General features: G+C 35.9%; 19 protein-coding genes, 1 pseudogene and 1 riboswitch. Of the genes and pseudogenes, 17 read left to right on the top strand and 3 right to left on the bottom strand.

Translation table 11 applies throughout. The annotated features are described in order from the left end of the window. Positions 1-12 precede the first annotated feature (12 nt). The 5 genes from C8E03_RS14325 (at position 13) to recJ (ending at position 7,639) form a co-directional block, all read left to right on the top strand. Entirely contained in the window at positions 13-486 is a 474-nt protein-coding gene (locus tag C8E03_RS14325; protein WP_094376421.1) for a hypothetical protein, read from the top strand. 77 nt (positions 487-563) lie between these two features. Then, complete coding sequence (locus C8E03_RS14330) at positions 564-1,694, top strand: HlyD family secretion protein (RefSeq protein ID WP_110291341.1); 1,131 nt, start codon at positions 564-566, stop codon at positions 1,692-1,694. 66 nt (positions 1,695-1,760) lie between these two features. Next, positions 1,761-3,896, top strand: a complete 2,136-nt coding sequence (locus tag C8E03_RS14335; RefSeq protein ID WP_110291342.1) for an Ig-like domain-containing protein — start codon at positions 1,761-1,763, stop codon at positions 3,894-3,896. Between the two features lie 677 nt (positions 3,897-4,573). Then, positions 4,574-5,458 (top strand): aldose 1-epimerase family protein, encoded by an 885-nt coding sequence (locus C8E03_RS14340; protein WP_110291343.1) that lies wholly within the window; start codon positions 4,574-4,576, stop codon positions 5,456-5,458. A 417-nt stretch (positions 5,459-5,875) separates the two neighbouring features. Then, positions 5,876-7,639, top strand: a complete 1,764-nt coding sequence (gene recJ, locus C8E03_RS14345) for a single-stranded-DNA-specific exonuclease RecJ (protein WP_110291344.1) — start codon at positions 5,876-5,878, stop codon at positions 7,637-7,639. Between the two features lie 33 nt (positions 7,640-7,672). On the opposite strand, the gene C8E03_RS14350 is transcribed toward recJ, so the two are convergent. Next, positions 7,673-8,548, bottom strand: coding sequence for an AraC family transcriptional regulator (locus C8E03_RS14350; RefSeq protein WP_110291345.1), 876 nt, complete (start codon positions 8,546-8,548; stop codon positions 7,673-7,675). Between the two features lie 159 nt (positions 8,549-8,707). Here C8E03_RS14350 and C8E03_RS14355 point away from each other — a divergent pair, with 159 nt between their 5' ends. From C8E03_RS14355 to C8E03_RS14380, 6 genes are all read left to right on the top strand, one after another. Beyond that, positions 8,708-10,615: a glycoside hydrolase family 127 protein gene (locus C8E03_RS14355; RefSeq protein WP_242993562.1), complete on the top strand. Its 1,908-nt coding sequence runs from the start codon at positions 8,708-8,710 to the stop codon at positions 10,613-10,615. 152 nt (positions 10,616-10,767) lie between these two features. Beyond that, positions 10,768-12,102, top strand: coding sequence for an NADP-specific glutamate dehydrogenase (gene gdhA / locus C8E03_RS14360; protein WP_110291346.1), 1,335 nt, complete (start codon positions 10,768-10,770; stop codon positions 12,100-12,102). A gap of 179 nt (positions 12,103-12,281) precedes the next feature. Further along, positions 12,282-12,368, top strand: a riboswitch (cyclic di-GMP riboswitch). A 97-nt stretch (positions 12,369-12,465) separates the two neighbouring features. Next, positions 12,466-14,745: a glycosyltransferase gene (locus C8E03_RS14365; RefSeq protein ID WP_110291347.1), complete on the top strand. Its 2,280-nt coding sequence runs from the start codon at positions 12,466-12,468 to the stop codon at positions 14,743-14,745. A gap of 16 nt (positions 14,746-14,761) precedes the next feature. Beyond that, positions 14,762-15,928, top strand: a complete 1,167-nt coding sequence (locus C8E03_RS14370; RefSeq protein ID WP_110291348.1) for a hypothetical protein — start codon at positions 14,762-14,764, stop codon at positions 15,926-15,928. Next, complete coding sequence (locus C8E03_RS14375) at positions 15,925-17,400, top strand: MBOAT family O-acyltransferase (RefSeq protein WP_110291349.1); 1,476 nt, start codon at positions 15,925-15,927, stop codon at positions 17,398-17,400. Before C8E03_RS14370 ends, C8E03_RS14375 begins: the two co-directional genes overlap by 4 nt. A 15-nt stretch (positions 17,401-17,415) precedes the next feature. Beyond that, positions 17,416-18,702, top strand: coding sequence for an alginate O-acetyltransferase AlgX-related protein (locus C8E03_RS14380; RefSeq protein ID WP_110291350.1), 1,287 nt, complete (start codon positions 17,416-17,418; stop codon positions 18,700-18,702). Here C8E03_RS14380 and C8E03_RS14385 read toward each other — a convergent pair. After that, a complete protein-coding gene (locus C8E03_RS14385) occupies positions 18,677-19,684 on the bottom strand; it encodes a glycoside hydrolase family 5 protein (RefSeq protein WP_170123005.1) in 1,008 nt (335 codons plus the stop codon). The genes C8E03_RS14380 and C8E03_RS14385 overlap by 26 nt on opposite strands. Before the next feature lie 83 nt (positions 19,685-19,767). On the opposite strand from C8E03_RS14385, the gene C8E03_RS14390 reads away from it, so the two are divergent. The 3 genes from C8E03_RS14390 to C8E03_RS14400 all read left to right on the top strand — a co-directional run bounded on the left by C8E03_RS14390 (position 19,768) and on the right by C8E03_RS14400 (position 22,871). After that, on the top strand, positions 19,768-20,745 hold the full coding sequence (locus tag C8E03_RS14390; protein WP_110291352.1) for a hypothetical protein: 978 nt from the start codon (positions 19,768-19,770) through the stop codon (positions 20,743-20,745). Positions 20,746-20,929: 184 nt separating this feature from the next. Further along, positions 20,930-21,394 carry a cupin domain-containing protein gene (locus C8E03_RS14395; protein WP_242993564.1) on the top strand — a complete coding sequence of 155 codons (465 nt, stop codon included), beginning with the start codon at positions 20,930-20,932 and terminating at the stop codon, positions 21,392-21,394. A gap of 313 nt (positions 21,395-21,707) precedes the next feature. Next, positions 21,708-22,871: an endo-1,4-beta-xylanase gene (locus C8E03_RS14400; RefSeq protein ID WP_181899262.1), complete on the top strand. Its 1,164-nt coding sequence runs from the start codon at positions 21,708-21,710 to the stop codon at positions 22,869-22,871. A 193-nt stretch (positions 22,872-23,064) separates the two neighbouring features. On the opposite strand, the pseudogene C8E03_RS22850 reads toward C8E03_RS14400, so the two are convergent. Next, positions 23,065-23,187, bottom strand: a pseudogene (locus C8E03_RS22850) (DUF4491 family protein); the annotation flags it as partial. Between the two features lie 142 nt (positions 23,188-23,329). Here C8E03_RS22850 and C8E03_RS14410 point away from each other — a divergent pair. The 3 genes from C8E03_RS14410 to gatC all read left to right on the top strand — a co-directional run bounded on the left by C8E03_RS14410 (position 23,330) and on the right by gatC (position 26,183). After that, positions 23,330-23,842, top strand: a complete 513-nt coding sequence (locus C8E03_RS14410; RefSeq protein ID WP_094380380.1) for a ferritin — start codon at positions 23,330-23,332, stop codon at positions 23,840-23,842. Positions 23,843-24,035: 193 nt separating this feature from the next. Continuing rightward, positions 24,036-25,328 (top strand): phosphopyruvate hydratase, encoded by a 1,293-nt coding sequence (gene eno / locus C8E03_RS14415; protein WP_094380378.1) that lies wholly within the window; start codon positions 24,036-24,038, stop codon positions 25,326-25,328. A gap of 561 nt (positions 25,329-25,889) precedes the next feature. Next, the gene (gene gatC / locus C8E03_RS14420) at positions 25,890-26,183 is read left to right on the top strand and encodes an Asp-tRNA(Asn)/Glu-tRNA(Gln) amidotransferase subunit GatC (RefSeq protein WP_094380376.1); all 294 of its coding nucleotides are present in this window, start codon (positions 25,890-25,892) and stop codon (positions 26,181-26,183) included. The last annotated feature ends 6 nt before the right edge of the window (positions 26,184-26,189 follow it).

Consider the following 26,189-nt stretch of genomic DNA (forward strand, 5'->3'; position numbering starts at 1 on the left):
TAAGGAGATATTATGTGCAGAATACTAGACATTAAAGAAGAAAGAATTTTAAAGTTAACTAATATTATTGAGAGAAAAATAAATGATGAAGAATCAGAGTTAGGTATAGATGTTTTAGTTAATCAGATTGATAATTATATCATAAGTAAAGGAGCAAAGTGCATAGGACCTTTAATACATATAAGTGAAGGTAAGTATGATAATGATATGGAGTTTAGAACTGAAAATACACTTATGCGTCAGCTAGATAGAGTTTTGCATCATCCAGATAAGGGGTATAAATTTTATCCAATACTTAAAATTAAAAATTGTTATTATTGTAGATTTTCTGGGGAAGAAGGGGACATACATTTTGCTGTTGATAAAATACGTATTTTGGCATATGAAAATTATAAGACAATAAAAAGTAAAGTATATGTTGTATATATATCAAATGTAGACAGTAAAATTGTAGCAGATATTTTTGTAGAAAGAGTAGATGAATAAATATTGAAACAATGTATTAAAAAAGATTAATTATATTAGTGAACGTTATAATTATAGAAAACATGAGAGAACCGATAATGAGTAAACAAATCAAAACAATGGAGCAGCTAAGGGACAACCGATTGCTCTATGATAAAACAATACCACCCTTTGGTTACATGATAATCCTAACCATAACCATATTATTAGTGGCAGTAACCATATGGAGCGTCAAGACTCCAAAGATATATATCATTAAGTCCAGCGGAGTAGTACAAAGTACTAATAAAAATTATGCGATGGCACCCTATACAGGAGAAATTGTCAGTATTAGTATCAGTGAAGGCATGAATGTAGAAGAAGGCGATACTTTATTTGAAATCAAGAGCGGTGACTTGGATGTACAGAGTGAACAGCTAGAGGGTCAAAAGGAAATCTACCAAACGCAAATTTCCCAATATCAAAAATTAGTAAAGTCCATTAAGGATGATACGAACTATTTTGACCAGTCTAATACCGAAGATAGTCTTTATTATAGCCAGTATGAGACATATAAGAGTCAGGTTGCTCAAAATAAGGTAGATGCGTCTATATACAAATCCTCGGGTTATTCTGATGAACAAATTGAAGCCGAGCTTGTGAAAAATCAAAATAAAATCACAGAAGTATATTATTCTGCTATTAAATCAGCCGAAGATTCCATCCTACAGAGTCAAGCACAATTAGACTCCATTAATGCACAATTAGATGCCATCGGAATAGGTCAGGAGCAATACAGCATCAAAGCCAATACAACAGGTACCATTCATATGCTAAGTGACTATAAAGAAGGAATGGTAGTACAGGCAACCCAAGCCTTAGCCAGTATTTCCTCAGAAAATGATGATTATATCATACAAGCCAACGTATCTGCGGATGATGCCGCAAGACTTAAGGTAGGAGATAAGACAGACATTGCAGTTTCAGGACTTACGCAAAGTGTATACGGGACAGTCTCAGGCAAGGTAACACAAATCGATAGTGATTTATCAACGACTGAGAGCAGTAATTCAGAAGGTTCTAGTACCTATTTTAAAGTAAAAATTGAGCCAGATTATACCTATCTGGTAAGTAAATCTGGTGACAAGGTGAATTTTAGCAATGGTTTGACCGTAGAAGCCAGAATACAATATGATAAAGTAACCTATTTCAATTATGTATTAGAAGGACTCGGGGTATTAACAAGATAAATTCAATTAATTAGCATTACAGCAAGTATAAATGATAAAAAATACAATGGGTGACAGGTTAAGAAGATGAAAAAGTTTAATCTAATAGTTTTAAGTTTATTACTAATTTTCTGTAGTAACAGCACATGTCTTGCTTCACAAAAGATAGTAGCGGTAAACAGTTCTAACAGCAAAAGTGCATTAGCTGCCGCTACAGAAAGTAAGGAAACATCTGGAAAACTATCAAAAACAAAAAACAATATTCTAAATCATAATGCAACAACAGTTGCCATAGCAAACAGTCAGTCAACAGCTTCCATAGAAAATAACCAAACAACAACTGAAATAGACAACAACCAGACAACAGTAAATGCAACCGAAATTGATATGGGAGATTACCAAACGGAAATGATAGTAGGAGAAAAACAACTACTGTCCATCACCGTATTACCAACCGATACAACCGATCAAATGGTAACCTTTCAATCCAGTAACGAAAGTGTAGCAACCATTAACGGAATGGGAAGAATTACAGCAGTTTCAGCTGGAACAACCCAAATCACAGCTACCTGTGGAACCGTTCAAAACAGCTTTCAGTTAACCGTTAAGAAATCAAACGATGTAGAAGTAACCGATATAGAAATCGGTAATTTTGAAGCAGAAATGGAGGCAGGAAAGACTCAAACACTTTCAGCCACCGTATTACCTTCCAATGCAACTGACGCAACCATAACTTATCAATCAAGTGATACCAATATTGCTTCGGTACTTTCAACAGGTGAAGTCAAGGCAATCGCAAAAGGAACCGTTACGATTACAGTAAGTGCAGGAGCAATCTCAAAAAGTATACAAATCACAGTGAACGAAGTAAAAGTCATAGTTGCAACAGAAATTGATTTGGGAGATTATCAGGCAAGCATGGCAGTTGGAGAGAAACAATTGCTTTCAGCCACTGTATTGCCAACCGATACAACTGATCAAACACTCACCTATCAATCCAGTAACGAAAAAGTTGCAACCATAAATGAACTGGGAAGGATTATAGCAGTTTCTGTAGGGACAGCAAATATAACAGTGACATGCGGCACAGCTGAAAACAGCTTTCAGTTAACAGTTAAGAAAACAAATGATATTGCAGTAACCGACATAGAGATTGGAAATTATGAAAAAGAAATGTATGTGGACAAGACCCAGACATTATCTACAACAGTAAAACCTTCCACTGCAACTGATACTACAGTAACCTATTCCTCAAGTAACACAGGGGTAGCCACAGTTTTGCCAACAGGTGAAGTAAAGGGGATAGGAAAAGGAACCACATCCATAACAGTTCAGGCAGGTGAGATTTCTAAGTCAATTGAAATCACAGTCAAAGTAGCCACCACTAAAATTGCGGTAAATAAAAATTATGTGATACTAAAACCAGAAGACGAATTTAAGTTAACCGCCAGTGCATTACCAAGTGATGCCGACCAAGCCATGACTTATGAATCAACCGATAAAGATATCGCAATTGTAACAGCAAGTGGAACCATAAGCGCAAAAAGCATAGGTACGACCTCAATTCTTGTATCAAATGGAGATCTTAGTACAGCCGTTACCGTTATAGTAAATGAAAGTGGAGACGCCGATCAAGCTACAATAGAAAAGACAATTGCCGAAGTAAATTGTACTAAGGCAGAGAATTTAAGTGAAAATGAAGCTTTCATTATAGAAAAACTAAAGAACGAAAACAATTCCGATGATATAGAAATAGATGTAAAAGATTATAAAGTAATCAGCAAAAATATTTTAAAGGCATTATATGAAACAGGAAAGACAATACGTATTTTAGGTGAGGATTATACCTTAATCCTGAAAGGAAGAGATATTGTTAATTACGAAAATGAATTAAGTACAGAAATAAATATAGAAAAAGAGGATGAAAACCTTACCTTTCTTATTAATAACAGTAATAACTTACCAGGGTTAATTACATTAAAATTAGAATATGGTGGCTATCAATACTTATATCTATATAACGAAACAAAGAATAAGTACCAGCAATTAAAAATGGATGACTTATCAAGTATCAGTTTGGATATTACAGGAAAATATATGCTGACACAAGATAAACTAAGTGACATATCAATCAGTATCATTGTAATTATACTAGTGGTTGTGATTTTGCTTGGATTAGTCATTACATATATTGCGGTTAAGAAGCAGTATTGGTTTTGGTGATATTAAGGGTAAAGCCAGTTTGCTGATTTCTACCCTTAATGGTATTATAAAGCTATATTAGGCATATGAAAAAAATCGCTTGCTTGTAAAAAACTACAGGGAGGGTAAAGGAGGGGTAAGCCATTTGCTAACCTCTCTTTTTGCTATATAGTATCGGCTAATGACGTTTAGACGGGTGTCTGTTTTCTATTCTTGTCATATATAAAAGTTTCCTATAAATACGGCATTTCTTTAATATGTTACGTTGGATATTTACATTATATAGCAATCCAATATTCAAAATTCGTAGCTTGGGGGCAACATTATATAATAGCCTTGATTGTATTAATTATATCTATATTGATTCTGATATAAGATATTTACATTTTTATTACAATTTACTGATTATTATTATAAAAGATTTTATTCAGGCTTTTAATATGATAATAAGAAATGAAGTGTGTGATAATATATAATATTACTATTTAAAATAGGGGGTACTGAGATGGCACAATATACAGATGAGCAAATACGAAAATAGTATCCTTACTTTATTCGTTGAGGATGCTATTTCTTATTAGATAACTTACTATAGCAAATAGATTGAAAGAGAATACAAATTGAAAAAAACTTTGTATTATACTATAATTAAGTTAGTCATTGAAACAAAAGTGAAAGAAGCAACAAGGAGGATTCCTATGTCAGAAGCAAGACAGCTTGAAAACGAGAGATTGATTTTAAAGGTAAACGACCAGGGAGGACAATTATCAGGCATTTATGATAAGAAAAACGAAAGAGAAATAATATGGTGCGCCGATCCTAAATATTGGAATCGACATGCGCCAATCCTATTTCCGTTTGTGGGGGAAATATTTCATAAACAGTATCAGTACAACGGAATTAAATATCCAATGACAGCACATGGGTTTGCAAGAGATGCGGAGTTTCTGTTCGAAAAAGACTTGGATAATAAAATTGTGCATACGTTGGTAAGTACTAAGGAAACGAAGCAAATCTATCCCTTTGATTTTAAATTAGAGGTAAGCCATAGTTTAGTGGATAACAAAGTAATAGTAGAATGGAAAGTAGTAAATATGGGAGAAAAGGAAATGCTGTTTTCCATTGGAGCACATCCTGCTTTTTGTGTTCCGGCAGATGAATCAGAAGAACAAAAGGACTATTACCTAACCTTTGGACAAAAAGACAAACTTAATTATATTCAAATTAGTCAAGACGGAGGCTGTGCATTGTATGATAAAATTCATACTTTGCCTTTGGCGGATGGAAAGCATCAAATAGGAGAGCATTTATTTGATGATGGAGTATTAATCTTTGAAAATCACCAGCTATCAGAGGTAGGGATTGCTTTCCCCAACAAGGAACAGTATGTAAATATTAAATGCAATGGCTTTCCGTATGTTGGAATTTGGACGAAGCCAAATGCACCGTTTATATGTCTTGAACCTTGGTATGGACGTTGTGATAATGAAGGTTTTACAGGTGAGCTTAAGGAAAAGACAGGCGTACAACGTCTTAGCCCAAATGAAGAATTTATTGTAACATATGAAATAGTGGTTTCCTAAAGTAAAGAGTATATATGAATCTAGACAAGGGAATAGCCCGTATGGGATGTACGGGCTATTACTTATGAGGGGGGAGATAGTGAATGTGTTAATCAACTATCTGCCTTTATTATAAAAATAAAATATGTTCATTATGTGTTTAATTTCTTAAAAATACCAAAAAATTTTTTTGAAAATATTAATAAATTTGAAAAGAATAATCTAATAAAATAAGTTTAAAAAAGAAATGAGCACTTTACGTAATGAAACATAAAGTGCTTAAAGTCACAAGATTAAGCGACGAATAGTAAAATGGTACTAATTATCTAGTACTTTTATACTGAAATTATACAATATTCAACAGATATGGTCAACGATGTAACAGGAATTATTTGTAACGTTTTGTAACATTTATAAATCAATAAAGATAGGAGAGACATGTTAGAAAAGTGGTTTGTACAAGCAAAGAGAGCAGATTTTGATAAAATGGGAGAGGTTTTTTCAATCGATCCTGTGATAGCCAGAATTATAAGAAACCGAGAGGTTATAACAGAGGAAGATATTAAATATTATTTGAATGGAACGCTTTGTGATTTACATAGTCCATGGCTTATGAAAGACATGGATAAGGCAGTTAAAATCATTAAGGATAAGATAAAAGGGCAAAAAACAATCCGTGTTATAGGAGATTATGATATTGATGGAGTGAATGCTACCTACATATTATTAAAGGGACTAGAACGCTGTGGCGCACAAGTTGATACCGATATACCAGATCGTATGAAAGATGGATATGGAATTAACGAAAGTCTGATTGATGATGCCTTTGAAGCTGGAATTGATACTATTATAACCTGTGACAATGGGATAGCTGCAGTTGCTCAGACTGCTTATGCCAGGCAGCTTAACATGACGGTAATCATAACCGATCATCATGATATTCCCTTTGAAGAAAAAGATGGAATGAAAAAAGAGATTTATCCGATGGCAAATGCTATTGTTAACCCAAAGCAAAGCAACTGTTCCTATCCTTTTAAGCAAATATGTGGCGCGGTCGTAGCATATAAGATAGTTCAGGCATTGTATGAGGAATTTAACATTCCTGAAGAGGAATGTCACCAATGGATTGAATTTGCGGCAATGGCAACGGTAGGAGATGTTATGGATTTAGTAGGTGAGAATCGAATCATTGTAAGGGAAGGTCTAAGACGTATGAAAAGTACAAAGAATAAAGGGCTTGCCTCTCTTATCACGTTAAATGGATTGACAGACGGCAATCTTTCCTCTTACCATATTGGATTCGTAATCGGTCCATGCATCAATGCGGGTGGAAGACTGGATACCGCAAAAAGGGCATTAGAACTTCTAAACTGCGATTCAATTGAAGAGGCAGGGAAGCTGGCAGGTGATTTGAAAAATTTAAACGACAGCAGAAAATCTTTGACTTTAAAAGGATTGGAAACAGCACTTGAGTTGATAGAAGCCTCAGAATTAAAAAAGGATAAGGTCTTAATAGTTTATTTACCAAAATGTCATGAAAGTCTTGCAGGAATTATAGCAGGGCGAATTAGAGAGAATTATAATAAGCCAGCCATTGTCTTTACAGATTGCGAGGGTGGTGCAAAAGGTTCCGGGCGTTCCATAGAAGCCTATAATATGTTCGAAGAGCTGTCAAAATGTAAGGATTTATTTACCAAATTTGGTGGTCATCCAATGGCGGCAGGACTTTCGCTTCCAAAAGAAAATATAGATATCCTTAGGCTAAGATTAAACAAGGAAACGGTGCTGACAGAGGAAGATTTTATTGCAAAGATAATGATTGATGTGCCAATGCCCATTCATTATATTACAGAGAAGCTGATTAGGGATTTGGAGATATTGGAGCCTTTTGGAAAGGCGAATGAAAAACCACTATTTGCTGAAAAAAATTTATGCATTTTAAGTGCTCGCATATTGGGAAAGAACCAAAATGTATTAAAACTAAAAATACAAAATAACACAGGCTGCACAATGGATGCCCTATATTTTGGGAACATAGACAAGTTTCAAGAATTCCTTTCCGGTAAATATGGTGAAGAAGAGTTGAAGGCAATGTATGCAGGTAGAGAAAACAAAATACAATTATCTATAACGTATTACCCAACCATAAATGAATATAATGGTTGCAGAACACTTCAGGTTATAATTAAAAATTATTGCTAAAAGTATCAAATTAAGTAATACTCTGTTTGGATCTTAATTTATCTTGCGTTTGGTAAAAGCCATCTTATATTGAGAGGGAGTCATACCCACAATCTTCTTAAAGGTCTTCATAAAATATTTTTCGTCTAAGAAGCCGCAGGAATAAGCGGTTTCTTTAATTGAAATGTTAAAATTGGTAAGAAGAGCTTTGGAATTTTCAATTCTTACCTGATTGATAAATTGAGTTAATGTGATTTTTGTGGTCTTTTTAAACAAGGAGGACAGATAGTCTGGATTGTATCCAAGCTCCCCGGCAAGCTCAAAAATAGAAATTTGCTTGTAATAATTAGCCTTAATCCATTCCATGACGTGTGCGACATTGGGAGAAATTTTTTGTGTTCTGTTATTATATAAGTCTATAAATTCCTGAGATATTTCCATAATTAAAAGACTTAATGCGTAATCAATAATCTGTCTGGTATAAAGCATTTCCTGTCTTGATAAATCAAGAAGCTGATTAAATAAAACGCTGACTTTTTGGGTAAGTCCTGCTTTCCCACTTTCAGGCATAATATAAAGATTGTTTTTAAAAGGAAGCGCTTCACCCGTGAATAACTTATTGTATAAATTCTTGCTTGTTAAGTCCTCTATAGTACTCGGTGTTTCAAAATGTACCCAATAATAGGATAAGCGTCCGGTTGATGCCTGATACCCAAAATGCTCCTCATTAGCCTTTAAAAAAATGTATGTCTTGGGACCAAGCTCATATTTGACACCCCCCTGAGAAAGGTACAAATGGCCTTCGTTTACCATGATTAGTACATGGGAATCAATATTACGTTTTTGATGAAGAAATCCCTGCTTACTGATTAAATTTCCACAGGAAAGGTATTTCATGGGATATACCGCATCACAGATAAAATATCGCATCTAAGATTTCACCACCTTTTATAGTGTTATGTATGTTGAAGATATTCCGAAAATAATGGATACTGTTATATATTAAAACTTTATACAAAATTTGTCCATATGTTTTAAACACCTGCGGCGGAAATGAAAAAAGAGAGGAGCATGAATATGGAGGATAGGATGAAGAATTTTACATTAGACGATTCTTTATTAGGACGTTATGAGAGGCTTATTAAGGAAGTGGTGATACCTTATCAGGAAAAGGTTCTAAAGGATGAAATACCGGATACAGATAAAAGCCATGCAATTGAAAATTTCAGACTTGCAGCTCAAATGCTTGAAAATGGAGTATGTGAAGAAGAATTTTACGGAATGGTATTTCAGGATAGCGATGTGGCAAAATGGCTTGAGGCAGCCGCCTATTCGCTTTATCATTATCCGGATAAAAAGTTAGAAAAGCGTTGTGATGAAGTAATAGAGTTGATTGGCAGAGCACAGCATAAGGACGGGTATCTCAATACCTATTTTACTGTAAAGGAGCCGGATAAGCGATGGAGTAATTTAGAAGAGGCGCATGAGCTTTATTGTGCGGGACATATGATAGAGGCAGCTGTAGCTTATGCGGAATGCACGGGAAAAACAAAATTACTTCTTATCATGTGTCGAATGGCAGATCACATCTATAAGCTATTTATAGAAGAAGAGCGAAAGGGATATCCGGGACATCCTGAAATTGAGCTTGCATTGATGCGTTTGTATTCGTATTGCAAGAACGAAAAATACAAAAAGCTTGCATTGTATTTTATTGATGCAAGAGGTGTTGATCAAGACTATTTCATCAAGGAAGCCAAGAAGAGAAAGTGGTCTGTCTGGGGCGGAAATGGAAATAGTGATAAGGAATATTTTCAATGTCAGATGCCGGTGAGGGAGCAAAAAAAAGCAGTGGGACATGCGGTTCGGGCAGTCTATCTTTATACAGGAATGGCTGCTGTGGCAGCAAGTACAGGTGATGAGAAATTGAAAAACGCTTGTAAAGTACTGTGGGATAACATAGTACAGTGTAGGATGTATGTGACAGGAGCGATTGGTTCTGCCTATGAAGGAGAGGCTTTTACAAAGGATTATCATCTTCCAAATGATACTGCCTATGCTGAAACCTGTGCATCCATTGGCTTAATCTTTTTTGCAAAAAAGATGCTTTCCTTAGAGATAGACAGCAAATATAGCAATGTCATGGAGCGTGCGCTGTATAACTGTGTGTTGGCAGGTATGCAGCTTGATGGAAAGCAATTTTTCTATGTGAATCCTTTGGAGGTGATTCCGGGCATTTCAGGTGATGCAGTGTCACAGCGCCATGTAAAACCAATAAGACCCAAGTGGTTTGCCTGTGCTTGCTGCCCTCCTAATGCTGCAAGGCTGTTATCCTCAATCGGAAACTATGCATGGTCTATACAGGAAAATACGGTGTATTCACATTTGTTTATCGGAGGCACCTTAAAGCTTGATGACTCTATAAAAGGAGAATTAAAGCTTGTAACAGGATATCCGTACGATGATACTGTTGTTTATCTTTTCAAACCGAAACAGCAGATTATGAAAATGACACTTGCGATACGTCTGCCTGATTGGAGTTTTGATACTAGGATAATGCTAAATGGAAGAAAAGCAGATTATCAAGTTAAAAAAGGCTACGCCTATATAAAGGGTGAATTTACGAAAGAGGATGAGTTAAAGTTATGTTTTGATATGAGTGTCAGGCGTATCTATTCTTCAAATAGAGTGAGTGCAAATAATGGAAAAGTGGCATTTTTAAAGGGACCTATTATTTATTGTGCGGAGGGTGCGGACAATGAAGAAGATATCTTAAGTCTGAGTGTAAAAAAGTCAGCAAATGCAGTAGTTTTAAAATCAGATAAGCTTGGAGGAATTGATGAAATTGTAATAGAAGGTTTGAAAAGCAGCACAATTGATACGCTATATTCCTTTGAGACGATGAAACTAAGGTCTTATGATATTAAGCTGATTCCCTATTATGTATGGGGGAACAGAGGTACAAACCAGATGAGAGTATGGCTTCCTGAATTATAAATTAAATAATTTGATATAATTTAACGTACAAATTGATATAATATATTGACTCTGCTACATTAAAGCGCTATAATCATTTTTGGTCGATGCTATTTGGCTGCAGCTAATATTTTAATTAGGCTTGGTTGTTGTGCTTATAAGGAGGAAAACGTATGTCATATGTTGACGAAGTCATTGAACTGGTAGTAAAACAAAATCCTGGTGAACCAGAATTCCATCAGGCAGTAAAGGAAGTATTGGAATCATTAAGGGCTGTAATTGAACAAAATGAAGCGCTTTACAGAAAAGAGGCTCTTTTAGAAAGACTCTGTAATCCGGAAAGACAGCTTAAATTCAGAGTTCCGTGGGTGGATGATAAAGGAAATGTTCAGGTTAATACAGGATATCGAGTACAATTTAACAGTGCAATCGGACCTTATAAAGGGGGACTACGTCTACATCCATCTGTTAATATTGGAATTATTAAATTCCTAGGTTTTGAACAAATTTTTAAGAATTCTTTAACAGGCCTTCCAATCGGTGGAGGTAAAGGTGGCTCTGATTTTAACCCTAAGGGCAAATCAGACAGAGAAGTAATGGCTTTTTGCCAAAGCTTTATGACTGAACTATGTAAATTCATAGGGGCTGATACAGATGTACCGGCTGGAGATATTGGAACAGGAGCAAGAGAAATTGGTTATATGTTTGGTCAATATAAAAGAATCCGAGGCGTTTATGAGGGTGTGCTGACTGGAAAAGGTTTATCTTATGGCGGTTCTTTGGCAAGAACAGAAGCTACAGGCTATGGATTATTATATTTAACCCATGAAATGCTTCAGTGTAATGGGTTTGATATTGCAGGCAAGACAGTTGCTGTTTCCGGATCCGGAAATGTTGCTATTTATGCGATACAAAAGGCGCAGGAGCTTGGAGCTAAGGTTGTTACAGCTTCTGATTCAACAGGCTGGGTATACGATTCAGAAGGAATTGATGTATCACTTCTTAAGGAAATAAAAGAAGTAAGACGCGACAGGCTTACGGAATATGTGAAAGAAAGAAAAAGTGCACAATATCACGAAGGCAAGGGTGTCTGGAGTATAAAATGTGATATAGCTCTTCCATGTGCAACTCAAAATGAGTTAGATCTTGAGGATGCAAAGACCTTAGTTGCAAACAGTTGTATTGCCGTGGCAGAAGGCGCAAATATGCCTACTACGTTAGAGGCAACCGAATATTTACAGAAGAATAAAGTATTGTTTGCACCTGGTAAGGCAGCAAATGCTGGTGGTGTAGCTACTTCAGCTCTTGAGATGACTCAGAACAGTGAACGTTTAAGTTGGAAATTTGAAGAAGTAGATGATAAATTAAAACAAATTATGATTCATATTTTCCACAACATGGATGATGCAGCAAAGGAATACGGTGCTGAAGGAAACTATGTGGTTGGTGCTAATATTGCAGGCTTTAAGAAAGTGGCAGAAGCAATGATTGCACAAGGTATTATTTAGGATAGATAGTGTAAATCACTCTTGAACAAAGGGCGTATTGTATATAGAACCGTTTACGGTCAGTATGCAATGCGTCCTTTATTTAATAGGCATGCTCTACAAAAGAGATTCGTCTATTTTATTCCTAAAATTACAATTGACAAAAGCATATAGTTAACGGTATAATAAAACTAATAATATAGTTACTTTAGCAAACCTATTGAAAAGTAGGGACGCAAAGCCAGAAGCCTGTTGAAAAATTTTTCTATGGTAGTTCAGTTGCAACTTAAACAAAAGATAAAATATGTTTAGTTGCTTTTTTTGTATTTTAAGAAGAGTGACGAACTTTGCAAGATAAATATAAAGAGATAGGAGATACTAATTATGAAACCTTACGTTAGAAAAATGTTAGTCTTTTTTACTTTTTTTAGTTCTGTCGTCTATATTCTTTGGAGAATCTTTCGAACTATTCCTTTTCAGTATGGAATTATATCTACTATTTGCGGTTTGAGTCTGCTTTTCATTGAAATTATTGGTTTATTTGAAATGATAGTTCATTTTGATCAGCTATCTAATATTCAATCGCCAAAAAGACCCGAGGTAGATGAGTCAAAATATCCAGATGTGGATGTCTTTATATCTACCTATAATGAACCGGAGGATTTGTTGTATAAGACCATTAATGCATGTCTACATATGGATTATCCCGATAAATCCAAGGTACATATTTATTTATGTGATGACGGTCACCGCGATGAAATGGGAGTTTTAGCCAGAAAAATGGGAGTTACACATTTGGTTCGAGATACGCATGAATTTGCGAAGGCCGGTAACTTAAATCATGCAATGAGTGTGACAAGCTCTCCATATATTGTTACATTTGATGCGGATATGATGCCACGGCATAATTTTTTGACTGCCTGTATGCCATACTTTTTAGGAGAGGAAAAGGTAGGCTTCTTGCAGACACCACAAACCTTTTATAATCCGGATTTGTTTCAATATAATCTATATTCGGAAAATCGTATTCCAAATGAACAAGATTATTTTTATCGTGATGTTCAGGTTATGCGAAATGCAAGTAACACGGTTATATATGGAGGAACAAATACTATTTTGTCACGAGAGGCGCTTATTGCCGCGGGTGGGTTTTACACAGGCGTTATCACAGAGGATTTTGCAACCGGAATGGTGATTCAAAGTAAGGGCTATCAGTGTTACGCTATTAGCGAATCTTATGCAATGGGGATGGCGCCGGAGGACTTGAAAAGTTTAATTAAGCAAAGACAGCGCTGGGCAAGAGGATGTATTCAGACAGGTAGAAAGGTTAATATAGTTTTTAGAAAGGGACTTAATTTTGGGCAGAAACTAAGTTATTTGACTTCGATAACCTATTGGTATGGTGCAGTTAAGCGTTTTGTTTATATTATGTCACCGATTTTGTATGCAGTGTTTAATGTTATTGTAGTGAAATGTACTCTTTTTGAAATTTTATTATTCTGGCTTCCGATGTATTTACTAAACAATACTGCGCTTCGGCTTTTGTCCGGTAATATTCGTAATACGAGATTAACTAACATTTATGAAACAATCATGTTCCCAAGTCTTTTGCCCTCCGTAATATTAGAGACTTTTGGTATTTCTGAGAGCACGTTTGTTGTTACCAAAAAGGATGCTAAGCAAAAGTTCGAAGGAAATGGTGCGGGATACCGTTTTAAGAATTCAATTCTACTTTTGATTATGCTTGCATTAAGTGTGTTTGGTTTAGTGCGTTCTGTTTTCGAAACCTTTGAAAAGGGAACACCTATGTACATTGTAATTATGTTCTGGCTGTTAGTAAACCTGTTTAACCTTTTGATGGCGCTCTTTTTCATGTTTGGAAGACAACCACACCGACAATTTGAGCGTTTTTATGTAGAGGTTGATTGTATGATTTACTATGGAAGCCGGATCATTCGTACGAAAACAGAGAATATTTCAGAAAAGGGAATTTCGGTAGTGTTAAACTTTCCAGAGTGGATATCTCCTAAGGATGAGGTAACCATAAGACTGATAACTGAGCGCTATGATACCAGTTTTAAGGGTAAAGTTGCGAATGTTATGGGAGTCAAAGGAAAATGGAAATATGGCTTTGAAATGCTTGAAATAACCGAAGAAAATAATAGAGAAATGCTCCAGATCGTTTATGATAGGGAACCATCTTTACCAAAGGAAATTGATGAAGGTCTAAGCTCGGTAGATGATATTATGATTAATATTTGGAAAAGAACTGGGGAGCGTGATTATTTCAGCCGAAAGCTGCCACGTGTAGAACTTTGTAACTATGCTAAAACAGTGGAGGGTAGAAAATTATTGTTGAGAGATTTTAATTATGAATATTTAACAGTTTCATTTTTGCGAGGAGAAAAAATACCAGAGAGCTTTATTATTTTAGAAGGGAATATACAAATCAAGTGCTCATTAGAAGATAAAGCTTCTCGATATGGAACCTGTTATAGAATCGAAAATACGAATGATATAATACATAATGTGGAATTTCGAACGATATTAAAATCCTGGATGTATGATTATGAAATTGATCTTGATGAAAAAAATACGTATCATAAAATGGTTGATACGGCTTTGAAAAAGTATGAAAGCTTTGACGAATTGGAGTATTTATAGAAATAGGGGTATGAGAATGATGAAAAATAAGGGAACGAAAAAGCTTTTTATCATATTTTTTCTTGAACTTTTGTTACTGATGCTTTTTCAGACAACTGCTTTAGCAATGAGCAGCAAGGCTGAAAAGGTGATAACACCAAGTAATTTAAAGGAATGGGAAGATGGAGCAACTGTAATGAAAAAGGTAAGCGGTAAGGAAGAGAACTTTCAAGTAGAGGTTACAGCAGATACGACTGGACTTGAAGAAAATTATTATACCGTTTATATATATGATGATACGAAGCGCAATATAAAAACCTATGATGGAATTCGTTTTAGCTTTAACAACGAAAGTGATGTAGAGTTAAAGATTAATCTAACTTTGTCCATTAATTCCAAATTAAGTGTAATGATGACAGATGCCTCCTTTGCTATATTAGAGGATTCAGATCAAGAAAATATAAAGGTTTTGTCTACTACATATGGGACGTTGTCCATTCCGGCACATTTTAATGGAACAGTGTGTATTCCTTTCTCACAACTCTATAACGAAGAAGGAGAACAAGTTTCACTGGGGACGATTCAATCATGGGGAATTACTACGATTATGTCAGAGGAACAGCTTAACGCTTATACAATTGGTAATATTGCATTTTTGGAGGGTAGTGTAGCTGCAATGAAAGATAGCCTTTACTTGATCGCTATGTCAGGTGATAATGAGATTGCTTTACCGGAAGCAGGATCAGTGCTTAAGCAATATCAGGCTTCGGTATTTGACTTAGAGGGAAATGAGGTAGACTCTAAGGTGTCTTTCTTTTTGAAAGACAAGCTAGAAGGTGCTTCTGTAACAGAGGATGGTAAATTAGAAATACAAAGCAGCTGTGCCATATCAGAAATTACACTTTATGCAAAGACAAATGAGAGCGTCAATGCAGGTGAAGTGGTGATTGCTTTAAAACAGGACAACCAAGAAACGCAGACAATGGGCGTTCCCAAAGTAGAGGCTGTAAACAAGATTACATCAACTGCTTATACTAATTTAATAAAATCAGTCATTTGGTTTCGAATCTTTTGTGTCATGATTGTTATATTAATTGCGACTATATTTATAGACTGGTTTTCTGAAGCAGGAGCCAATTATTTGATTATGAAAAAAAGGCTTTATAAAATATTAAGCGAGCAGGAAGAGGAGGAAGAGCCATGATATTTTCAAGTTTATCGTTTCTGTTTTACTTCTTTCCTATTGTATTAACTTTATACTACTTGTTTTATTTTTCTAAAACATTGAAAAATGCGTTATTGTTGATAAGTAGCTTACTTTTTTATACGTGGGGAGAACCTAAATATATTCTGCTTTTGCTTGCTTCCATTATATTTAATTATTTATTAGGATTGTTAATTGGGCAAGCAAAAAAGAAAAAACGCTTATTTTGGCTGGTTATAGCACTTATATTTAACTTATCCACGTTATTTATATTTAAGTACTTAACGTTTATCACCAAGAATATAAGTGATGCCACAGCCGGAAAAACGGAAGTTATTAACATTGCGCTCCCGATTGGTATTTCCTTTTTTACCTTTCAGGCCATTTCGTATGTGGTAGACGTTTACAGAAGGGATGTAGGAGTTCAAAAGAATTTTTTACATTTGGCCTTATATTTATCATTTTTTCCAAAATTAACTCAAGGACCTGTTATGAAGTATGCAACGTTTGAGCCACAAATCATGGGAAGAAAAGAAACATTAAAGAAATTTTCTTCAGGTGTTTGCTTTTTCATTACGGGGCTTGGCAAGAAAGTATTGTTGGCAAACAATATGGCAATTGTGGTAGACAGAATTTTTGAAATACATAAAATGGGAAATATACCAGTCAGTCTTGCATGGCTTGGTGCACTGGGATATACATTTCAGATTTATTTTGATTTTTCAGGATACTCCGATATGGCAATTGGTTTAGGATTAATGTTTGGATTTAAGTTAGATAAAAACTTTAATTATCCATATATTTCTAAATCCATTAGTGAGTTTTGGAGAAGATGGCATATTACTCTAGGTGCATGGTTCCGCGATTATCTTTATATTCCACTGGGAGGTTCTCGCGTTATCAATAGAGATAAGCTGATTCGTAACCTTGCAGTGGTATGGATTGCAACAGGCGTCTGGCATGGAGCCAACTGGACCTTTTTAGTTTGGGGTGTTATTAATTTTGTATTTATTGCATTGGAGAGAATGTTTCAGTTTGAACAGTCAAAGATTCCTAATATTCTGCGTCATGTTTATGCAATGCTGATTGTAATCATTGGCTGGGTAATCTTTCGCTCAGATTCTTTGGAAGAAGCAGGAAGCTATATTGGCTGTATGTTTAATATTTTCAATGGATTTTACAGTGACTATACTTATATGTTTCTTAAGGAATTCTGGTTGTTTCTCATAGCTGCAATTGTTTTTTCTCTGCCGCTTGCAACAATTGTCAATCAGTTTATGGTAAAAGGAATTTTAGTAAGAAAAACGATAGATACAAAGCCGCCTTATGATGGCAAGAGTATCTATGTTGAGCCTCCATTGGTTAAGATTATCAGTGTATTATATCCGGTGGGAATGCTTGTTCTATTTCTTATATGCGTTGCCTATATGGTAAAGGGAAGCTATAATCCATTTATTTATTTTCAATTTTAGAGAGGAGGAATCGTAATGAAGCGCTTTTTTGCAAAAAAAGTAATTACAGCATTGTTATTTACACTTATCTTGTTTACATTTTCTTTCTTGAATTGGAAGGTGGCTTATCCTGACCTAAAGGTCAGCGCCCTCAGTTATTGGACAGATAATGAACAAAATAAATGGGAGCAGTTGTCAACTTTGATAGCAAATGTAAGCAATACAATGAGTGATAAGGTATTTGAAAAATATACCTATATTGAGACCTACGGCTACATACAGGAACTTCTGGGGAAGAATGAAATTAATAATTTTGAAGTTATAAAGGCTACGGATGGTACTCTTCACTATACGTATTTCACGTCAGGAGCAAATGATGTCTCTAAATTGGTAGAGCGCATGAAGCGCCTGAATCAGGCCGCTAGTGAAGTTGGAAGTAAGGTTATTTATGTCATGACGCCTGATAAGTACATTACAGGTGTAACTAAATTTGAACGGGGTATGCCATACAATTATGCAAACGAAACGGCAGACAATTTCTTAGAGGAGCTTGCTGATGAAGAGATTGATACTATTGACTTTAGAGATCTCATGAAAGAAGATGATCAATATAAGCCGGAAAGCTTTTATAAGACAGACCATCACTGGAAAATTGAAACAGCCTTTTGGGCGTTTACTAAATTTGTGGACGTGTTGGAAGAGAAATATGGTTTTGAATTTCCAAATGAAGAATTGTATGCTAATTTAGACAATTATAATCAGATTACATATAAAGATTCGTATATCGGATCGATGGGGCGTAAGGAAGGTAAATTGTATTCTAAGGTAGAGGATTTTACCTTTATTTATCCAAAATTTGATACCAACTTCTATTTCTATGCCCAAAGCGGTTCACAGGAAATAAAGACAGAGGGAAGATTTGAAAAGTCTGTTACCTTTACCTCTCTGCTATCCGGTGATGGCGATGTATATGATGCTACCAATGATAAATATTTTACATATATGGATGGTAATCCAGCTTTCGCAGAAGTAAACAACTTTAATGAGCCAAATGGAGCGAAAGTATTATTTATTAAAGACTCATTAATGGTTCCGGTTGCCTCCTTCTTCTCACTTGGTTGTTCTAAGGTCTATATGATTGACCCTAGATATTACTATGGAAATATCGAAAAGGTAATTAGTGATTACAAATTTGATTACATTTTTGTAAGCTACACGCCTCAAAATTTGACAGAGGAGTTTTTCCCATTTTATGAGTCTAATTTACCTGGACGTTGGTGGATGCATGATTGCCCATTTATTGATTGGAATGGTGTATTATAGCATCTACCATATCTTGATTCCAAGTAGAGGTGGTTAAATCATAAATTCCAAAACCGGATGCAAATTCCCAATATCCATAGCTGATGTCAAGAGCTTCTGCCTCTTTGGCAACGGCTAAGGTCCAGTTTATTCTTGTTTGGGCAGGTGCCTTGTTACTAATACCAAACTCTCCGAGAAAGAGAGAAACCTGATTTGTGTCGGCCCAGCTTTTTGCAGTCTTTAGTCTGCTTTGAAGATAAGATACCTCATCGCTGGTACCTTCCCACTCAACGTTGGCAATATTTTCATAGCCCTCGTGGTAGGGATTGCCTTGAAAAGTAACGTTATTTGGCTCATAATAGTGTATGGTAGCAATCAAGCGGTCATCTTTTGGAAGCTTTAAACTGCTGAGTGCATCAATGGAATTGTAGTTAGCACCACCAACGATAAGATAATGCGTCTTATCAATGGAACGTATAACTTTCACAGTATCAGAAAGTATTTCATTCCAAGTATCACTGTCCAGATTTTGTTGAGGCTCATTCAAAAGCTCAAAAACTAGAGTTTCTGGATACTCCTTATACCGTTTTGCAAGCTGCTTCCATATAGCAATCAGACATTCCTTATTCTGATTAGGAGCTTCCATTATTTCGGTAAAGTGGTGTAAATCCAGAATGAGGGTTAAATTCTGATTTAAGGCTTCATTTATATAGGAATCGATTTGAGTCATAAAGTCTTCTGCCAAAAGATAATCGGAATTGCTTTTATCTACATAGTCAGAGAAACGGACGGGGAGGCGGACACATTGAAAGCCGGCCTGCTTGATTTTGGAGAAATAGGAAATATTCATAGGAACATCCCAAGGTTGGTTTTTAGGAGCTTCTAAGCAATTTCCGATATTAAGGCATTTGGTTAAAACAGGTGGCTCTGTATTCTTAGAGCAACCTGAGAATAGAAGAGTTAATAATAAGGTGGACAGGACAAATAGTAAAATACGTTTCATAGGAACCTCCATAAATTAAATTAATTTTATTATAACGAAAAAACAACAAAGAGACAATAGATGGAAAAGAAAGGAGCTAAAAAATGAGTGAAGAAACCATTTTGAAAAATTCGTTTTTAGGCGGATACAAGAAACGAGATGTAATTCAATATGTAGATGACTTGCTAGAGGAAAATGAGAAAAAGGTTAAGGGTATGGAGGAGCAAATCACCTTTTTAATAAAAGAAAATAAAAGATTAAAGGCGAAAACAATAAACGAAAAACCGATTCCGTTTCCGGCTGAAAAGGGAATAGAGTCTGGGAACAAAATATCTTTAAAACAACAGATGGAGTTGCCGGAGGGAAGCTATATGGTATCAAAGGATCGGGTAGTTTCCTTACCGGAGCCGCTTCCTATTTATCAGACGAAAAACGTAAAACCTTCACAGGACAAGGCGGACACAGCATATCTTAGGCAAATGGAAGAAGAGACAGCTTCCAATATTGCGGCAACAAAGGAATGCGTTATGGAGGAACCGGCAGCAAGGGAATATATACCAGAGGAACCGGCAGCAAGAGGACGTGTACCAGAGGAGACGGCAGCAAGAGGACGTGTACCAGAGGAGACGGCAGCAAGGGAATATATACCAGAGGAACCGGCAGCAAGGGAACGTGTACCAGAGGAGACGGCGGCAAGGGAATATATACCAGAGGAATCAGCAGCAAGGGAACGTATCACAATGGAGACTGAAGCAAAGGAACGTGCAACAGAGGAGTTGGCATTGGAGGAGCCGATCATGGAGGAGTCAATAATGGAGGAGCTTATAATGGAGGAACCGGTATCGAAGATGCCTGTTTCTAAGAAGTTGATTACAGAAAGACAAGTGATAGTGAAACAGTTAGAGAAAGCTGTAGGAAAGGAACAAAGATTGCAATACGAAGCGGTTGAAATTGAGCGGCTAAAAGGGGAGTTATTGACGCTAAAGGCTATGCTTAAGGCACAAAAACAGGAAAAGCTAGTGCTTCAGTCAAAGCTTGATTATAGCAATGAATTATTACTTTCGTTATTTAAAATGAAATAAAATACATAAACGTGCAAGGTTATTTAGCTTTGTACGTTTTTTTGTTTGCGCGCCTTGGGAGCGCTCTAACGGGTGCAAGTCCCTCATGAGTTTGAAATGATTTCAAAATGTCATTAAGTTTTACCGTTCACGCTGCATGATATTATCGCATATTATGTTAATAAAACTAATATAGGAGATTTTTATGAGAAGTTGTAATAATGATGAATGGTCAAAAGGCTATATGAACATGAAACCTATGATGCGAACTGACTTTGGTCCAGAACCATTTGTTGCGAACATAAAAGATGAAGCAATGCGAAATCAATTTTTTCGTACTGCCTTATGGACGGGAACATATTTGCAAATGACATTAATGAGTATACCAGGCTGTGGTGAAATTGGAATGGAAATGCATCCAGATATAGACCAAGTAATACGAGTAGAAGAAGGGCAGGGAGTTGTCAAAATGGGATATAATAAAAATCAAATGGAATTTCAGCTTAAAATTAAACAGGGTGATGCAGTATTTGTTCCAGCAGGAACTTGGCACAACATAATGAATGCAACAAGATGTCCATTGAAATTATCTTCAATTTATGCACCTATAAAGCATCCAAGAGGAACCATTCATCGAACAAAACAAGAAGCTGAAGAATCTGGGTATTAAACTATAATAATTGAATAGGGGAATTACACTTAGTGTAGTGCTCCTATTCATAATTTATATGCTGAGTTATGATTGTATTATTAGGCAATAATTAAATTTTGCATAAATAAGGTTAAATTTAAATAAATATTAAAAAATTTAAAAAATAGTTGAAAAATAATGAAAAATAGGATATGATTATAAAAATAGTTAAAAAATAGCAAAAATAGTAAACAGATTTCTGAATTAAGGAAATTTTCAAATGGGGAGATAAAACATAGCAGATATGCGGGATCTGCTTTTGTTTAATAAATAATTATTTAGGAGGGTACATATGTTAAAAAGAAAGGGTAAATTGAAAAAGAATGTAGCAGTAATTATTTCTGTTCTTATGATGTTTGTTATGGGAACACCAGCCGGTACCGTTTATGCGGCAAGTACTTTACGTAGCACGTATGGAAAGACACTTTCCAACTCTGGTGCTGCTGTTAATTACAGCCAATTGAATAACTCGTCAACACTTTCAGCAATTAAAAATCAGTATAACAGTATTACAATGGAAAATGAGATGAAACCAGATGCTATTTTGGGATATGCTCCTACCTTACTATCTGTCTCAGATGCAAAGGCAAAAGGGTATTATATTCCATCCGGATATACGGAGAGTACGGTGCCAACACTTAACTTCAATACGATGGATGCAGTACTTAAAATCTGCTATAACAATGGATTAAAGCTTCGTGCACATACTTTGGTTTGGCATGCACAGACTCCTGATTGGTTCTTTAGAACAAATTACAGTTCAAGTGGTTCTTATGTGAGCCAGTCTGTTATGTATGCACGTATGGAGATGTATATTAAAACTTTAATGAATCACGTATACCTTGGAAGCTACGGCAGTGTTGTTTACGCATGGGACGTTGTAAATGAATATCTACATGCACAGACATCAGGATGGTCTAAGATTTATGGTTCTAATTTAGGAACGCAGGCTGAATATGTAAAAAGAGCTTTCCAATATGCTTATGATTGCTTGAGCTATTTTGGTTTAACTAATTCTGTAAGTTTGTTCTATAACGATTACAATGAATATATGATACCTGACCAAATCATATCCTTAATTAAATACATAAACTCTGGAAACAAGCTTTGCAGCGGCGTTGGCATGCAGTCTCATTTAAGTACTTCCTATCCATCAGTAGCTCTTTATAAGACAGCTTTACAGAAGTTTGCTAATGCTGGTTTGGAAATGCAGATTACAGAGCTAGATGTTGGAAATACTTCTGATTCTTCACAGGCAAGCTACGTGTATGATTTGCTTTCAGCTATTCTTTCTGTAAAGAAAGCAGGAGGTAAAATAACAGGTATTACATGGTGGGGCTTATATGACAGCGTTTCTTGGCGTAGTTCCAATAAACCTTTGTTATTTAGTGGCTTGAATAGTCCAAAGACATCTTATTACAGTGCACTTCAAGCATATACGAATGCAGGTTATTAATATTAGAAAGAATTTGATAAAAGGTAATTTGTATTAGTAAGCTGCATTACATAAATGATGAGGGTTTCATTGTGTAAGACCCGCAGCAGCAAATGATATAGAAAAGAATAAAATACCAGGGATATTCATTATAAATGAGATTCCTGGTATTTTATTTGTTTATAAAAGTGAGTTGCGATTCCTCCTTTAATTATTATTTTCGTTTTGGATTTTTAGGAAACCAGCCCTTTTCCACTCTCTTTTCTTGCTCAACCAGCTCTTTTACACTCCAAAAGCATGAAAAACCGGTGAAAAATCCTATTAGACTGTAAATCATTGTATAAAATAGAATAAAATGTTAATATGTAATAGCAATGAAAGAATTATATTTAAAGCTTTAACAATATAGGCTTGTGACATCATTTGATGTATCAATGGAAGAACATGCTGATTAAAAGAATGAATAGGAGGTAATACTTATGATTAGTAAAGAAATTGCAGCAAAGATAACAGAGCAGATTAATTTCGAATTGTATTCCGCATATTTATATTTGGATATTTCAAATTATTATGCAGAAAATAATTTGAATGGTTTTTCAAACTGGTTTCGGGTTCAAACACAGGAGGAGCGTGATCATGCAATGCTCTTTATGACCTATTTGCTTAATAACAGTGAAAAGGTAACACTAAAGGATATTAAAGCACCAAATTATACTTTTAGTGATTTTCGACAACCTGCACAGATTGCTTTAGAGCATGAACTAAAGGTAACAAAAGCAATCCATGATATTTATGGATGTGCTTATGAAGCTAAGGATTTTCGTACAATGCAGTTTTTGGATTGGTTTGTAAAGGAACAAAATGAAGAAGAGAAAAATACAGAAGATATCATAAAGAGATATGATTTGTTTGGAAATGATTCAAAAGGGCTGTATTTAATTGATGCAGAGCTAGCAGCCAGAGTATATGCACCTCCTTCACTGGTTATATAAATAAATAATTTATCTAGATGAGGAGTTTTTTCACTAAGAATGAAATAGCTTTGGAAATATTGCTTTTTTACTAAAGATATGTTAAATTTTAAATTGTTAGTTAAAGCTAACCATGTGAATAAATCATTTGAGATTCTCACCGTCCTACTTGAGCATATTAGGGCGGTACAGGAATCTAAGAAAGGGTGTCATAATGAATTATTTAGAAATTGAAAAAGTAATAGGTCGTGAGATTATTGATTCCAGAGGAAATCCAACTGTTGAAGCTGAGATACATTTGGCAGATGGAAGCATTGCCAGAGGTGCAGCACCAAGCGGAGCATCTACGGGTGAGTTTGAGGCTTTGGAGTTAAGAGATGGAGATAAAACTAAATTTGGAGGCAAGGGTGTATCAAAAGCGGTAGAAAATATTAATACCGTGATTCATGATGCACTTTGTGGAATCGATGCTTCTGATATCTATAAGGTAGACAAGATTATGATTGAGCTGGATGGTACTAAGGATAAATCAAAGCTAGGGGCAAATGCGGTTTTAGCAGTATCCATTGCCTGTGCAAGAGCTGCTGCAACTGCTATGGACATGCCGCTTTACCGCTTTCTAGGCGGAGTGAACGGAAATCGTCTTCCTGTTCCAATGATGAATATTTTAAACGGTGGTGCTCATGCTGCAAATACAGTGGATGTACAGGAATTTATGATTATGCCTGTGGGAGCAGCGAGCTTTAAAGAGGGTCTTCGTTGGTGCACGGAGGTATTTCACACGTTGGCAGGCTTGTTAAAATCAAAGGGACTTGCCACATCGGTAGGAGATGAAGGAGGTTTTGCGCCAGATCTTGCAAGCGATGAAGAAGCAATTGATTACATTCTAGAAGCAGTTAAGCTTGCAGGTTATGAACCGGGTAAGGATTTCGTGCTGGCTATGGATGCAGCGTCAAGTGAATGGAAAAGTGATAAAAAGGGAGAATATATTCTTCCAAAATGCAAAAAGAAATTCACCTCTGCTGAATTGGTTGAGCATTGGAAAGAGCTGTGTGAGAAATATCCAATTTATTCAATTGAAGATGGACTTGATGAAGAGGATTGGGAAGGCTGGCAGTTGATGACCAAGGAGCTTGGTAATAAGATTCAGTTAGTAGGCGATGATTTATTTGTAACCAATACAGAACGCCTCAAAAAGGGTATTGAGCTTGGCTGCGGAAACTCAATCTTAATCAAACTCAATCAGATCGGTTCGGTATCAGAGACATTAGAAGCAATTAAGATGGCTCACAAGGCAGGATATACAGCAATTTCTTCGCATCGTTCAGGGGAAACAGAAGATACTACGATTTCAGATCTCGCAGTAGCATTAAACACCTGTCAGATTAAAACCGGTGCGCCTAGCAGAAGTGAACGTGTTGCAAAATACAATCAACTGCTTCGTATTGAGGAGGAGCTTGGAGCGAGTAAGGTTTATCCGGGATTTGGAGCTTTTAACCTTAGATAGTCTGTAAATGGGTATTGCAAAGCCAAAAAAGATGTGTTAAGATGTTAGATAAATGCAAAATGCTATGAAAGAGACTCTAATTTGTGCAAAACCTAGTGAGAGATTAAGTTCACACACGAAGTAGCAGGAGCAAGTGAATCATTTTATGATATCATGAGCGAGTGGTAACCAACAGGAAGGAAGCGTCACCGACTGAGAACGCATCCGGGGGAAGCAAGTATAAGGGAACGCTCTGGAGCAGACATGCCGAACTGTTATGCATAGTAGGCAGGTACGTGGCACGCGTTAAGTGTATAAGTGGAGAAGGAATACTCTTGTTATTTCGTCTCAATGCGGGTGGTACCGCGGGAGCTTTCAGATATCCCGTCCCAGAATATTTCGATATTCTGGGACTTTTTTGTTTCATAGGAAAGATCTTGTTGTGGTAACGTATAAAGGTATTGATTCCTATGAAAGAACAAAGTGTCTGCTCTCAGACACTCTCGCGCCCATGCGGATTGCGAAGCAATAGAATTCATTTCCACGTGCAGGATTGGAAAATTAAGATAAAGGAGAATTCAAATGGCAAATATCATTACAGATGAAACAATTGAATATGTTGGAATATTAGCAAAGCTTGAGCTTTCAGAAGAAGAAAAGGAACATGCAAAAAAGGATATGGCAAACATGCTTGATTATATTGACATGTTAAATGAGTTAGATACAGAAGGGGTAGAGCCTATGTCCCATGTTTTTCCTGTGCACAATGTTTTTCGAGAAGATATTGTAACCAATGTTGATGACAGAGATAACATACTTGCTAATGCACCAGAGAAAAAGGATGGCAGCTTTCAAGTGCCAAAAACCGTGGAATAGGAGGAA

Source organism: Lachnotalea glycerini, from assembly GCF_003201285.1.
Classification (GTDB): domain Bacteria; phylum Bacillota; class Clostridia; order Lachnospirales; family Lachnospiraceae; genus Lachnotalea; species Lachnotalea glycerini.